We start from the raw sequence: 13,690 nt of genomic DNA on the forward strand, positions 1-13,690 counted from the left end.
AACCAATAATCAAAAACCAATCAACCAAACAGGTTTGGGTATTGGTTATTGGAATTTGGGATTTATTTGGAGCTTGGGATTTGGTTATTGGTTATTGTTCTTTATAACTCTGTGTCTTTTTGCCTCTCCCGCGGCGCAGGCGGCAGTGGGCCCTAATTATATTGAGCAGTGGGGGATTACTTGGACATTTGATAAGCCTATTACAGATGATAAGAGTGACCCAGAAGTTTTAAGCGGGAATAAATATTTGTATGGAAAATTTGTAAATGGGGATTATTGGGTAGTGGGGCCGGTGAAGATAATTGAGATTTTCCCCCGATCTATCACTAGCGACGGTACATTTCAACAAGATGGATGGACAGTTCCAAATGGCATAACGATCAATGGGTCAATGATAAATCCACGCGCAAATGAATCGCGGCAAGGCTATAACAGTAATCTTGAGGATTTTCGTATTGAATATTCAAACGGCCTAAACGTTGCTCTTGGCGTAAATGCGCAAAACCCACTTACGGTTACTGCTAGCAGTTCTCTTATTTCTACAAGGAGCAGATCTAGGACTATTGATGGACCAAACACCAGCGATTCTGATGTTAAAACGGCATCTATCCTGACAGTGCTTTTGCAAGCTCCTTCTGCAAACAGTTTTAGGCCAACATATTGCGGTTTGACAAAAACAATTTACTCTACTGAAAATTTACTTCGGGATATGCTTTTGTCTCTCCCAAAAGTGACAGGTACGCCGGCTATTGCTTCTGTAGAGGCCAAATTTCAGAAGCCATGGTTAGGGCATATTGCAGGATGGAGCGGGAAGTATATATTCCCGGTGGATAGCATTAATATTAACTATGGTGCCGTTATGCATGATGTTATCGGTATAGGGGCGTTAATGCTTCATTTGGATTTCTCGCTTACAGAAAAAGAGAAACTACTTATTTATTATGTCCAGCTTGGGATTGATCTTTATGGCATCGTAGCAGATGGAGGCACGCGGAATTGGCTAAATGACGGCGGACACGCTGGTGGCCGTAAATGGCCAATTCTTTTTGCGGGAATCATGCTTAACAATAGCGAAATGAAAAATGTAGGGATGAAAAGTGGGGATTATCTTTATAGCGCAATGCCCAACACAAGCCCTGTTAAATATTATGAACCCGGAGGCGGGTGGGATTGTCCTGTGACCAACGGTCCACCTGCTGATTATGTGCATTTTGGAGAAGATGACCAGAGTTTTTATGTTACACAATTGGATGTGGATTTAACTAATAGCGCATATTGGAAACCCGGTTATGATCCTAATTTACCATATGTTAATAAGGATATCGGGATGCCGGAGTGGGGAATTAATCATTCCGAACGGCCTCACGCAACCAACAATCTTTGGTCTGCAGGTTATAGAAATATAGCTTCTCCGCCATTCCATGGGCCAGCTTTAGCCGCTTTAATGATGAACGCAAAAGAAATATGGAACCATAACGCGTATTTTGATTACACAGACAGGTATATGGCAGCCACTAAGGTAGGCGGAGAAAATTATGGTTATTGGAGTAATGTAGGAAGTTTTACGCGTAATATGTGGGATACTTATCGCGCAAACTACGGCCCGATCTGGCCGGATAAAGGCGTTGTTATGTATGGCGATGTTTCTGGTGATTACGCGCTTAGTGCTTATGATGCGGCCCTTGCAGCGCGTATTGCCGTTGGGCTTGATGCGTTGGGTGATAAATTAACAATTGCCGATGTGTCAGGGGATGGTTTTATAACAGCTTACGATGCAGCGTTGATCGCTCAAAAAGCAGTCGGCTTTATAAGTAAATTTCCAGTAGAATCATAGCAGTTCCTTCGAAGTCTAGATTTTCTCAAAGATTACTTTAAATCTTCCCTATGTTTGTAGGTCCCATCTTTCGCATCTCTGCCTCAAACTTTTTATTCAAGAGTTAAATACTTGACATAATAAATAGAATGGAGTATACTCCATAATAGTAATACTAATATGGAGGATTATCCAGATGAAAAATATTAAGCGGATTTTGAAGATTAAGCTGCCTAAGAATCAGTCTGCGTTTTTATGGGGTGCCAGAAAAACGGGTAAAACCACATATTTAAAGGAAAACTTCCCGGATAGTATTGTTTATGATTTTTTGAAGACAGATTTATTCTTTGAGATATCAAAGAATCCATCGCTTTTGCGGGAGCGGCTGCTTGCAAAAGAAGGAACGCTACTTAAAGAACCTATAATACTTGACGAGGTGCAAAAGGTGCCCCAGGTATTAGATGAGGTGCATTGGCTAATAGAAAATAAGGGCTTACGTTTTATGCTTTGCGGTTCAAGCGCAAGAAAGTTAAAAAGAGGGCATGCGAACCTGCTCGGAGGCAGGGCGTGGCGCTATGAACTGTTTCCGCTTACTAGCCTAGAAATAGGCCAGATAAACTTGCTGCGTGCTTTAAATCAGGGCCTAATACCGCTTCATTATTTGCAACATAGAGAAGACTGTAAAAAATCCTTAGAAGCTTATGTGCAGGATTATTTACGCGAAGAGGTTTTTGCAGAAGGTTTGACGCGCAACATCCCTGCGTTTTCAAGATTTTTTGACGCCTTCGGATATTCTCATGGCGAAATAACTAATTATGCCAATATCGCGCGTGATTGCGGCATTGACGCCAAAACAGTTAAAGAATATTATCAAATTCTTGTGGATACCTTGTTGGCTGTGAGGATCGAACCTTTTAAGAAAAGGCAATCACGGCAAGTGATAATGAAAGCCTCTAAGTATTATATGTTCGATGTAGGGGTAGCTGGACATTTGACCAAAAGGAATATATGGGAACAAAAGGGCTCTGAATTTGGGAAGGCGTTTGAGCATTTCATACTTATGGAAATAATTGCTTTCAGGTCATATACCAGTAAGGATTTTGGTATAAATTTCTGGAGGACAAAAACCGGCCTTGAAGTAGATTTTGTGCTTGGAGATAGAGAGGTTGCTATAGAAATAAAGGGGGCCAGCCGTATAGATACAAGAGATATGAGTGGATTAGAGGCTTTTATCCAGGCATGTCCTCCCAAGAAAGCCATAGTAGTGTGCAATGAGAAAGAGAAAAGGGCGCATGGGAAAATAATGATATGGCCATGGGAGGTATTTTTGCAGGAATTGTGGTCAGGGAAAATAATCTGATCAAATATTTCTTGCATCTTTCCTGCCATTATATATAATAAATATAATATTATTAATTATAATTATTCTTATATTAATAGGAGGGGAAGATGCGCAAAGTATTATCGGTTTTATCTGTAGGCATATTTGTTCTAGTTTTAACTGGTTGTGAAGGCAATAAAACCCGTGTTGCAGAAGGCGCTGGTATTGGAGGCCTTTTAGGCGCGGCAGCAGGGGGCATAATCGGGCATCAGAGCGGACATGACGCAGGCGGCGCATTGATCGGAGCGGCAGTAGGCGCGGCAGCAGGAGGCGCGGTAGGAAGTCAAATTGAAAAACCTGCAGCCAAGGATGCAATGGCTTCGGCACCAGCAGTTTCCGTAGGTCAGATGTCAATTTTAGAAGTTATTGACCTTGCTAAATCTAAAACTCCGGATGATATTATTATTGATAAAATTAAAAAGACTGGTTCCAAGTTTAATTTGAAACCCGAAGATGTTACTTATTTACAAGCTCAAGGCGTGTCGCAGGCGGTTATTGATGCGATGGCCCAGAATTAATAGATAATTTCACACTACAGGAGGAAAATATGATCGAGAAGACTGAATACAAAGGCAAGCCGGTGTTGATCTTGAAGCGCAATACAGAGGACAGGTATCCGTTTTCCTTTGGCGTAGGAAAAGCCAGGCTTATCATTGAAAACATCGACGAGATAAAGAAATTCGTTAAAGAGAACCAGTCCCAAGAGCAATAAAAAATTTACCCTTGAAAAAGGGTCAATTTTATGCTAAATTTTCTTTGATGGCGAGGGGGAAATACCAGCAGGCAGGCAATGCCTTATGGAACCAAACATAGTAGATTTCCCCTTGCCATTAAAAAATAATCTGCCACGGAAGAGAGCAATCGCCGTGGTATTTTTTTAGAAAAGCCCGCGGCTTTTCAAGAAAGGTGGCAGATTATGTATATGCACTCGCACTCTTCTGATCGCAGGCGTTTCCAGCGTTTGAATATGAATTTGAGCGTTTTCTACCGTGTCCAATCTCCCCTTGATCTAAAAATAGGAACAGGTGATAGGGAATTTGAGGCTACGACTTTAGATATAAGCCCAGCGGGGATGGCTTTTTTAAGTAAATACAATCTTCCGGAAAAATCCTGCTTAAGCATGAAGTTGGTTTTATTCCAAGTGCGTAGAGACGGGATGGTGGATTTTAATGACCCGGTTGAAATGACCGCTCAAGTGCGCTCTTGCGTATCTTATGCCGGAGGCGATTATCGCGTGGGGGTGTCTTTTAACGAAATAAATACCAACTCTCAAGAAGACGAAAGTATATCCGGTAAATTGTCTCTGAAGTCTTTATAATCTTGGGTTTTGTGGTATAATTCCAGCATGTCCCAAGACTTGCAAAATCAACTTAATCCCGCACAAATTCAAGCCGTTACCTCTACAGAAGGCCCATACCTTGTTATTGCCGGAGCCGGTAGCGGCAAGACCCGTGTTTTAGTGCACCGGGTGGCGCATTTAGTTTCTGCAGGAGTAAATCCCGAACAAATACTTCTTCTTACCTTTACCCGTAAAGCTGCTGAAGAAATGCTTAGGCGCGCTTCCATACTTTTAGACAGCCGCTGCCATAATGTATCCGGAGGCACATTTCATTCTTTTGCCAATTATATTTTGCGCCAATACGCGTCACTGGTCAATCTATCCTCTAATTTCACCATACTTGATGATGCTGATTCCGCGGATATCATCAATTTAGCGCGCGTGGAATTGGGGATGCAGAAATTTAAGGATCATTTTCCCAAGAAGCAGACCATTCAAGACATTATTTCTAAAGCTGTGAATAAGTCTGATTCTATTGAGAGTATTGCCTATGATGAATATCCGCAATTCATGCAGTGGGTGGAGGAGCTGGAAAAGATAAAAAATGAATATTCAAGCTATAAACAAAAACATTCTATGCTTGATTACGATGATCTCCTTGTATATTTAAAACAACTTCTTTCTACCCACGAAGAGATCCGTGATAGGCTGTCAGATAAGTATAGGTATATTATGGTAGATGAGTATCAGGATACAAATAAAATACAGGCAGAAATAGTTTGCCTTTTAGCCAAGAAGCATTCCAATGTTATGGTCGTAGGCGATGATGCCCAGAGTATTTATTCTTTCCGCGGGGCGAATTTCAGGAATATTATGGATTTCCCTTTACTGTTTAAAGGCACCAATGTGATTAAATTAGAGGAGAATTACCGTTCAGTAAAGCCTATTCTTGACCTGACCAATCAGATCATCCGTTTCTCGGAGGAGAAATTTGACAAAGAGCTTTTTACCAGTAAAAAAGGCGGCAGTGTCCCGGTATATTCTGAAGTTTTGGATGAACACGCCCAGTCCAAATATGTCGCGGATAAGATTGTACAATTGTTAGAGAATGGAACTTCTCTTTCCGAGGTGGCAGTTTTATTCCGTTCTGGCTGGCATTCCAATGACTTGGAAGTAGAATTGGCCTCGCGCAGTATCCCTTTTGTAAAATACGGAGGGCAGAAATTCGTGGAGGCCGCGCACATAAAAGATATTCTTTCTTATTTGCGTATAAGTTATAATCTGCTTGATACGGCAAGTTGGATGAGGCTTCTTCTTTTAATGCCTTCTATTGGGGTTAAGACTGCGGGGCGTTTTATTCAGGAAGTAGTGGCTAAGGGTGACGTATTTAATTTAAAACATAAGATTCTTGATAAAACTTCTGTTTTACGCAGTTTGTGCGTTATGCTCAAAGATATACAAGGTAAAAATATCCTGCCGGTTGATCTAATTGAGGGTTTCTTAAAACACTATGAGCCGTTATTAAAAGACAAATATGACGACCATAATAAAAGGGTCAATGATCTGGATTCTTTAATGCGTATTGCCGCGCGTTACAAGTCGTTGGAACGTTTCTTAACTGACATGGCGCTTGAGCCTCCGGAAAAGTCCCTTGCCGGAAGAGACCCGCATAAAAAAGATGACGTGTTAACACTGTCTACTATTCATTCTGCCAAGGGTTTGGAATGGGAAAATGTTTTCTTGATCTATCTTGCCGAAGGGCATTTGCCTTCTTATCTATCGGTTGAGAAGCCCCAGGCCGTGGAGGAAGAGCGCAGGCTTCTTTATGTGGCGCTTACCCGCGCTAAACAGCGGCTGTTTATGATCAAGCCGCAGCTTAACCGCTCAGGGAGAAGCTATTTCGGCTCCAGTAATACCATGTTCAATCAGCCATCGCGTTTTATTATTCAGGATTCCTTGATTGAGAAATATGCCAATATTGAGAATTCTTCCGGGGAATCTCTGGGTATTGATGATGTTGAATTTGAGGATATCTTAGGGTAAAATAAATTTATGCGCATAGCCAGATTTTCTTATCGCGATAAACAATTCTGGGGAGTTATTTCCGGCAATCATGTCCAGCTTTTAAAAGAACAGCCTTATTCAGGCATCCGCAAAAGCAATATCCAAATTTCCTTATCAAAAATAAAATTTTTAGTTCCGGCTGTGCCGCAAAAAATTATTCTGGTAGGTTTAAATTATAAAGACCACGCCAAAGAATTAAATATGCCTGTCCCCAAAGAGCCGGTTATATTTATCAAGCCGGTTACCTCTCTAATCGCGCATCAGGAAGAAATAATCTATCCTGCGCAGGTTAAGCGGCTTGATTACGAGGCGGAGCTGGCATTGGTGATTAAGAAAAAGGCTAAAAATATTTCTCCCCAGAAAGCTGTTTCTTATATTTTGGGTTTTACTTGTTTAAATGATGTGACTGCCCGCGATATCCAGAAAAAAGACAGGCAATGGACAAGAGCGAAATCTTTTGATACCTTCTGCCCGGTAGGGCCGTATCTTGAAACTGATATTAATCCGAAAAATCTTTTTGTAAAATCATATCTTAACGGTAAAATAAAGCAGGATTCTAACACCAGCAATTTCATATTTCCGGTTAATTATCTGGTTTCTTTTATATCCAGTATTATGACTTTGTACCCGGGAGATATTATTTCTACCGGAACACCTTTTGGGGTGGGGTCAATGCGCCCGGGAGATTTAATAGAAATAGAAATTCAGGGTATTGGCCGCTTGGTGAACCGGGTTAAAAAAATAAGGAGAACTGCATGAAAATAGGAATGTGCATTTTCGCGCTTGGCGTATTTACAATTATTGGCATTGCCTGCGCGGACACTTTATATTTAAAAAACGGAAGGACCTTGGAGGGGTTGGTTAAGTTTGAAAACGATAAGAGTGTTGAGTTAGATGTAGGTTTTGGCACAGTTACCTTTGAGAGGGCCGCGGTAGAGAAAGTAGAGAGGTCAAGCCCGGATGAAATAGCGGTTATTTTAAAGAACTGGGAGATTGAGCGCAAGAAATCACAAGAGATGCAGGCAAAAGCTGAAGAACAATGGAAGCAGGAAATGCAGCAGTGGAAAGAAAAAAAGGCCATAGAGGAAATAAAACAGCAGTATAGGCCTAAAGAAGTAAGCGTAGAAAAATCCGAAGGGCATCTTTTGGTAGATGCCACTTTAAATAAAAAATTAAGGGCAAGGTTGATCATAGATACCGGGGCATCTCTTATTTTGTTGACTAATGATATGGCTAGAAGGATAGGGGTTAATATTTATAAGGACGGCACGCCGGTTGAGATACAGGTAGCTGATGGCAGGAAATTGCCCGCGCGTTATATTATTTTAAGCAATGTGCGGGTAGAAAATGTGGAGGCATCCGATGTGGAGGCAGCGTTTTTTACCGAAGAGCATAAAGACCTGAATATTCAGGACGGACTTTTGGGCATGTCTTTCTTAAAAAGGTTTAATTTCCAGTATGACGCTAAAGGCAATAAGCTTGTTTTGGAGAGGATAAGATGAGGCTAAAAGAAACAGAAGTAAGGGCTGTTTTGTCGGATATCACAAGTTTGAAGGTTGATGCTATTGTTAACGCTGCCAATAATAAATTAGTCATGGGAGGCGGCGTGGCAGGGGCAATCAAAAGAAAAGGCGGGGGCATTATTGAAGAAGAGGCAGTTAAAAAAGGCCCTATTGATATCGGTCAGTCTGTAGTGACTTGCGCAGGGAACTTGCCTTGCAAATATGTGATCCATGCCGCGACTATGGGGATGACTTTTAAAACCGATGAACATAAGATACGCGCTTCTTGCGCGAGCGCCTTACGTTTAGCTGGACAGTTAAAGATAAATTCCCTGGCCTTGCCGGCATTGGGATGCGGCACTGGGGGATTCCCTTTGGTTGCCTGCGCTAAGATTATGGCGCAGTGTGTTTTTAAGTGTCTGCGCGAAGAAAAAACGCATCTTAAGGAAATTATTTTTTGTTTGAATGACCAAAAGGCCCTGGATGTCTTTAATAAGAATGCCATTGGCTATTTGGAATATATCGTTAATAACCTAGGCTGGGGGCCTTTTGTTACGGTGGACGCGATTATTGAAACACCCCAAGGCATAGTGATCATCAAAAGATCTAATCCGCCTTTTGGCTGGGCGCTTCCCGGAGGATTTGTAGATTATGGCGAAGCCCTTGAAGAGGCAGTAACAAGAGAGATGAAAGAAGAAACCGGGCTTGATATATTTAATCTGCAGCAATTCCATACCTATTCTGCCGCTAATCGCGACGCGCGTTTTCATACTATTGGCACAGTTTTTATTGCTCAAGCTAAGGGTAATCCTAAAGCCGGCGATGATGCGGCAGACTTGCGCGTCTTGCCTATTGAAGAGATTGAAAAAGAAGATTTCGCTTTTGACCACAAGAAAATACTGGAGGATTACCTTGTTTTCAAAAAAGGCAAGAATCCTTTTTAATTTTAAAGCAGTAATCTTGCTTTTATTTGTTTTCTTTTTGCCCCTACAAATTTTTTCTCAACAGCAAGCTGTTCAGGTTTGCTTAAATAAAACTACCTTAAACGCAACACTGGCAACTAATCCGCGAGAGTGGCAAAAAGGCCTTATGTACAGGGCGAGCTTGCCCATGGATCAGGCCATGCTTTTTATTTTCCCTGAAGAGCGTACCCCAGGTTTTTGGATGAAGAATATGCGGTTTCCCTTGGATATAATCTGGATTGATAAGCACAAGAAGATAATAGATATTGATACAGATGTGCCAATTTGTGAAAATAATTGCCCCGCCTTAAGCCCGGTATCGGCAGTGCTTTATGTTTTGGAAGTTAATGCTGGGTTTTGCGTTAAGAATGGCATCCAGATAGGTATGGCAGTAGACTTTTAACCTTTTCTCAGCTGGTTCTCGGCGTTGACAATATCACGATTGATCACTCGGATGGTTTCTCCCAGGCGCTTGTGCAGTGCGGCGGAGGATACTTTATTATCGTTTATTTCCCGCAATATCTGCACGCTCATCCTGAAATAACGAATAATTTCCCCTTCATCAGTATCAGTGTATTTTAATATTTTATTGAATTGCGTGCCGTTTAACCATGCCTCCATAGCTGTAGAAAGGTTAAAATAAGGCATTTTACTTGAGGGGTAGATACGAAACGATTCTTCCTTCTCTTTAATGTGGGCAAAGATCTCTTCGCAATACCTTCTTACCTTGCGCGCGCGGTGAGAAATATCTAATATTTCTTGCCCTTTGCGCGGCTCAAAGACCGCGGCAAGGCAGGTTAGGGCAAGTTGGACCTCATCCATTTGCTCTAATGCCCCGATAACAAAAAGTTCCGCCATCAAAAGCTCGTAGCTGTAAACTGTCTTAGCAAAGGCGCCTTTTTGGGTGAGCATATCGTTTTGGATATGGCCGTCTTTTTTTAAAAGTTTTAATTTGGCATCCATTAGCCTCAAGGCTTCTTTCTGCCGGTTCTTACGGGATTGGAAATAATGCAAGGTGCGCGGATAAATTTCTAAGACCTTGTCCCGGTGTTTTTCATAAAGGTTAAGAATAGTAGCATAAGAAGTGTTGAATTGGCTGATCACTTCTTCCGGGGGAGAATAGATAATTTTTTTTACTTCGTGCGGCTGTATGCGAAAAGGGTTAACCCGGGAATAAACAAATCCTTCTTTGTCTATGCCGCGCCTGCCGGCGCGCCCGGCCATTTGATAGAAGTCGCGCGTCTTCAGGCTTCTGACATAGCGGCCATAGAATTTCCTTAATTCATCAAAGGCAACGCTTTTACTGGGCATATTGATGCCTAAGGCGAAAGTCTCGGTAGTAAAAATAACTTTAATAAGTTTACTGGTAAAAAGCCGCTCAATTGCTTCTTTTAGTGTGGGCAGCATCCCGGCGTGGTGAAAGGCCACGCCTTTTTCAATTAAAGGATACATGTCAACCGCGCTTGGTTCCTGTTCCAAATCAAACATCCGGCAGAGGCCTTTATACATCTGGGTGATAGTTGTTCTTTCTTGATGGGATAAAAAATTAAATCCGGATAAATCATGGGCTAATTCTTCGGCGCGCCGCCTGCCAAAGACAAAATAAATGCAGGGCAGGCCTTCGTGCTGTTGGATATATTCAATAAGGCGCAAGGTTTTATTCGGTTTGGAGTTTCTGGGATTTTTTATGGGATTTAAATTTGCTGAAACCTCGTTATTGTATTGGTAGAAGAAGTGCAATGGAACAGGCCGGTTGTTTTCTATAACAGATTTTATGGGTTTCCGGTGTATGGATTCAATCCAAAGGCACAATTCTTTAATATTGGGGATAGTGGCAGATAGCCCCAGTATGCGCATGTGTTCCGGCATAAACATCAGCGCTTCTTCCCAGACTGTGCCGCGCTCTTGATTATCAAGGTAATGTATTTCGTCAAAAATAACCCATTTATATTTTTTCAGGGTTTCCGGCTGGTCTAAGATTTTGTTGCGGAAGATCTCGGTAGTCATGATTAACACAGGCGCGAATGGATTAAGCGAAACGTCTCCGGTTAGTATCCCGATGTCATCGCGGTAATTTTTCTGGAAATCGCGGAACTTCTGGTTAGACAGGGCTTTAATCGGAGCGGTATAGATTACTCCGCCTGATTTTTCTTTTAGGCAGGATTCAATTACATGTTCTGCTATTGCGGTTTTGCCTGCTCCGGTGGGAGCGGAAACAATAACTGAAAAGCCCTGATTGATGTAGTCAATGGCGGTTTGTTGAAAGGGGTCGTAAATCATAGGGGCTATTATAGTGTAAATAAGTTGATTTATCTAATAAAAAAGCATAAAATAGCTCTGTATTAAGGCTTTAGGTTTGTTTTGGGTTTTGGGATTTTGGATTTGTTTGGGATTTGGTATTATTGGAATTGGGGATTTGATAGAATGGGATATGCGGCAGCTTTAGATAAGGCTTGGGAGGAATTACAGGCGGCAACAAAGCAAAAAAGCCTGTCTGTGCGCTTTTTAGCGGATAATTACCAGGTTGATATTACGCGAAGAAAGGTTTTTTCTTTGTCCTGCAATGTTCCGGCAAAGGATTTTCCTTCGGTAATTATATTGCATTATCTGGTGAAGAGCCTTTCTGGCCTGCCGCAGGTTACTGGCCAGTGGTTGGATTTCCGCCAGCTGTCAGGTGTGGAGGGTTATTGGGCAGCATTTAAGAAACGCGCCATTGACCCTTTAATCAGGAAATACGGCGCTTCTCCGGAAAAAATCTTAGATGTCTTAGGACGTTTCCCCGGTAAAAAAGAACCTTATGGCGATTATGCAGTTGCCATAGAAGCTTTTGACAGGGTTCCGGTATTATTGGCGCTTTGGGAGAAAGACGAGGAATTTGCTCCCGAGGCGAATATTTTCTTGGATAAAAGCGCCAAAGATATTTTTTGCATTGAGGATATGATTGTTTTGGCAGGATTAGTTTGCGCAAACGTTTAGGAGGAATATGCGTAAAAGTTATATTTGGATCATTCTTGGTTTTATAATTGTTATTAGCTTAGGCCTATACCAATTAAATAAACAAGGCGCTTTAAATCCAGTAGATGCTCAAGGTACAACTATTGTTAAACGCGCTGTGGATGGCGATACATTGCTTCTTGCGTCCGGCCAAAGAGTAAGGCTTATAGGCATTGATACACCAGAGACCCACGATTCGCCAAAACTTTACCGCGATTCCAAAAGGAACAAGATGAGCGTGCGTTTGATTAAGGCTATGGGAGAGAAGGCTTATAGTTTTACCAGAGACTTAGTTGAAGGAAAGCGTGTGCGCCTTGAATTTGATGTTCAGAAGCGCGACCAATACAACCGGCTTTTGGCTTATGTTTATTTAGAGGATGGGACATTTGTGAATGAGAAGATTATTCGGGAAGGATATGCTTATCTTTTGACTATTCCTCCGGATGTTAAATATGCCAGTTTATTCAAAGAGGCGTTTGATGAAGCAAGGGTAAATCATAGAGGTTTGTGGAAATAACAATTTATTGTCCCTTGCCTAAACGCTTGTAAATTTCCTGCCTGCCTACGGCAGGCGAGAAATTTACTGCGCAGGCTTCGGGACTGGCTCGCCCGCTGATGAAGCGTGGCGGGCTCACCAAGGGGGTTTATTATGCTTAGATATTTGACTTGTGGTGAATCGCATGGTGAAGCGCTTATGGCTATACTTGAAGGTATTCCTGCGGGGCTAAAGCTTGATGCTTCAGAAATTAACCTTTGGCTTAAGCGCCGCCAAGAGGGGCCGGGCCGGGGCGCGCGCATGAAAATTGAGAAAGATACAGTAAATATTCTTTCCGGGACAAGAAAGGGCTTAACCATCGGCAGTCCCATTGGCATGATGATCAAGAATAAAGACTTTTCTATTAATAAGCTTCCTGATGTTTTTGCGCCTCGTCCAGCGCACGCGGATCTAGCCGGATTCTTAAAATACGGCACGCATGATATGCGTGATATTTTAGAGCGGGCTTCGGCGCGGGAAACTGCTTCTCGGGTAGCTGTGGGAGCGGTTTGCGCAACATTACTGGAAGAATTTGGGGTGAAGATTAAAAGCAATGTGGCAATTGTTGGCGGTGAAAGCCGTCCTAAAGAAATCCCCCAGAGGATCAAAGAGGCTTACGATAAGGGTGATACTGTGGGCGGGATATTTCAGGTGCAGGTATCTGGCGTTATCCCCGGATTAGGCAGCCACGTCCAGCCTGACCGTAAGCTTGATGCCCGGATTTGCGCGCAAGTTATGTCCATCCCCGGGATCAAGGCCATAGGTTTTGGTTTAGGATTTGCTTATGGGCATTGTTTTGGTTCAGAGTGCCACGATCCGATTCTTTATTCTAATTGTAACGGATATTACCGTTGCACCAATAATGCCGGAGGAATTGAAGGCGGTATTTCAAATGGCGAAGATATTGTTTTCTCCGCCTGCATGAAGCCGATTGCTACTTTGGCGCATCCATTAGCTTCGGTTGATGTGCGCACTAAAAAGCCTTGCAAGGCCAATGTCCAGCGCTCTGATACTTGCGCGGTGCATGCGGCGGCAGTAGTTGCCGAAGCCGCCTGTGCTTTTGTGTTGGCAGGGGCCTTCTTGGAAAAGTTTGGCGCAGATAACCTTAAAGATATAAAACAGGCTTTTTTGGCATACCGAAAAAAAATCTGTTAGAAAAC

At 42.4% G+C, this 13,690-nt stretch carries 14 protein-coding genes and 1 pseudogene; 14 read left to right on the forward strand and 1 reads right to left on the reverse strand.

From position 1 onward, the window contains the following. From MUF05_05635 to MUF05_05685, 11 genes and pseudogenes are all read left to right on the forward strand, one after another. The coding region (locus MUF05_05635; protein MCU0666555.1) for a dockerin type I repeat-containing protein at positions 1–1,834 on the forward strand (1,834 nt) is incomplete at its 5' end. Between the two features lie 175 nt (positions 1,835–2,009). Next, the gene (locus MUF05_05640; protein MCU0666556.1) at positions 2,010–3,173 is read left to right on the forward strand and encodes an AAA family ATPase; all 1,164 of its coding nucleotides are present in this window, start codon (positions 2,010–2,012) and stop codon (positions 3,171–3,173) included. Between the two features lie 89 nt (positions 3,174–3,262). After that, on the forward strand, positions 3,263–3,712 hold the full coding sequence (locus tag MUF05_05645; protein MCU0666557.1) for a glycine zipper domain-containing protein: 450 nt from the start codon (positions 3,263–3,265) through the stop codon (positions 3,710–3,712). Between the two features lie 29 nt (positions 3,713–3,741). Next, a complete protein-coding gene (locus MUF05_05650; GenBank protein MCU0666558.1) occupies positions 3,742–3,906 on the forward strand; it encodes a hypothetical protein in 165 nt (54 codons plus the stop codon). 204 nt (positions 3,907–4,110) lie between these two features. Next, the gene (locus tag MUF05_05655) at positions 4,111–4,512 is read left to right on the forward strand and encodes a PilZ domain-containing protein (GenBank protein ID MCU0666559.1); all 402 of its coding nucleotides are present in this window, start codon (positions 4,111–4,113) and stop codon (positions 4,510–4,512) included. Between the two features lie 27 nt (positions 4,513–4,539). Then, entirely contained in the window at positions 4,540–6,516 is a 1,977-nt protein-coding gene (locus MUF05_05660) for an ATP-dependent helicase (GenBank protein MCU0666560.1), read from the forward strand. 9 nt (positions 6,517–6,525) lie between these two features. Next, positions 6,526–7,296, forward strand: coding sequence for a fumarylacetoacetate hydrolase family protein (locus tag MUF05_05665; GenBank protein ID MCU0666561.1), 771 nt, complete (start codon positions 6,526–6,528; stop codon positions 7,294–7,296). Then, positions 7,293–8,039, forward strand: a complete 747-nt coding sequence (locus MUF05_05670; GenBank protein ID MCU0666562.1) for a TIGR02281 family clan AA aspartic protease — start codon at positions 7,293–7,295, stop codon at positions 8,037–8,039. The genes MUF05_05665 and MUF05_05670 overlap by 4 nt, the downstream gene beginning before the upstream one ends. Before the next feature lie 92 nt (positions 8,040–8,131). After that, a pseudogene (locus tag MUF05_05675) lies at positions 8,132–8,377 on the forward strand (macro domain-containing protein). Between the two features lie 165 nt (positions 8,378–8,542). Continuing rightward, positions 8,543–8,983, forward strand: a complete 441-nt coding sequence (locus MUF05_05680; GenBank protein MCU0666563.1) for an NUDIX hydrolase — start codon at positions 8,543–8,545, stop codon at positions 8,981–8,983. Positions 8,984–9,128: 145 nt separating this feature from the next. Then, complete coding sequence (locus tag MUF05_05685) at positions 9,129–9,404, forward strand: DUF192 domain-containing protein (GenBank protein MCU0666564.1); 276 nt, start codon at positions 9,129–9,131, stop codon at positions 9,402–9,404. Here the strand turns inward: MUF05_05685 and MUF05_05690 are convergent. Further along, the gene (locus MUF05_05690; protein ID MCU0666565.1) at positions 9,401–11,281 is read right to left on the reverse strand and encodes a DEAD/DEAH box helicase; all 1,881 of its coding nucleotides are present in this window, start codon (positions 11,279–11,281) and stop codon (positions 9,401–9,403) included. The genes MUF05_05685 and MUF05_05690 overlap by 4 nt on opposite strands. A 144-nt stretch (positions 11,282–11,425) precedes the next feature. Here MUF05_05690 and MUF05_05695 point away from each other — a divergent pair, with 144 nt between their 5' ends. The 3 genes from MUF05_05695 to MUF05_05705 all read left to right on the forward strand — a co-directional run bounded on the left by MUF05_05695 (position 11,426) and on the right by MUF05_05705 (position 13,685). After that, positions 11,426–11,977: a DUF3786 domain-containing protein gene (locus MUF05_05695; protein ID MCU0666566.1), complete on the forward strand. Its 552-nt coding sequence runs from the start codon at positions 11,426–11,428 to the stop codon at positions 11,975–11,977. 7 nt (positions 11,978–11,984) lie between these two features. Further along, positions 11,985–12,512 (forward strand): thermonuclease family protein, encoded by a 528-nt coding sequence (locus MUF05_05700; protein MCU0666567.1) that lies wholly within the window; start codon positions 11,985–11,987, stop codon positions 12,510–12,512. 132 nt (positions 12,513–12,644) lie between these two features. After that, the gene (locus MUF05_05705; protein MCU0666568.1) at positions 12,645–13,685 is read left to right on the forward strand and encodes a chorismate synthase; all 1,041 of its coding nucleotides are present in this window, start codon (positions 12,645–12,647) and stop codon (positions 13,683–13,685) included. Positions 13,686–13,690: the final 5 nt, after the last annotated feature.

The sequence above is a fragment of the Candidatus Omnitrophota bacterium genome (assembly GCA_025453395.1).
Lineage (GTDB): Bacteria > Omnitrophota > Gorgyraeia > Gygaellales > Profunditerraquicolaceae > JAlOQK01.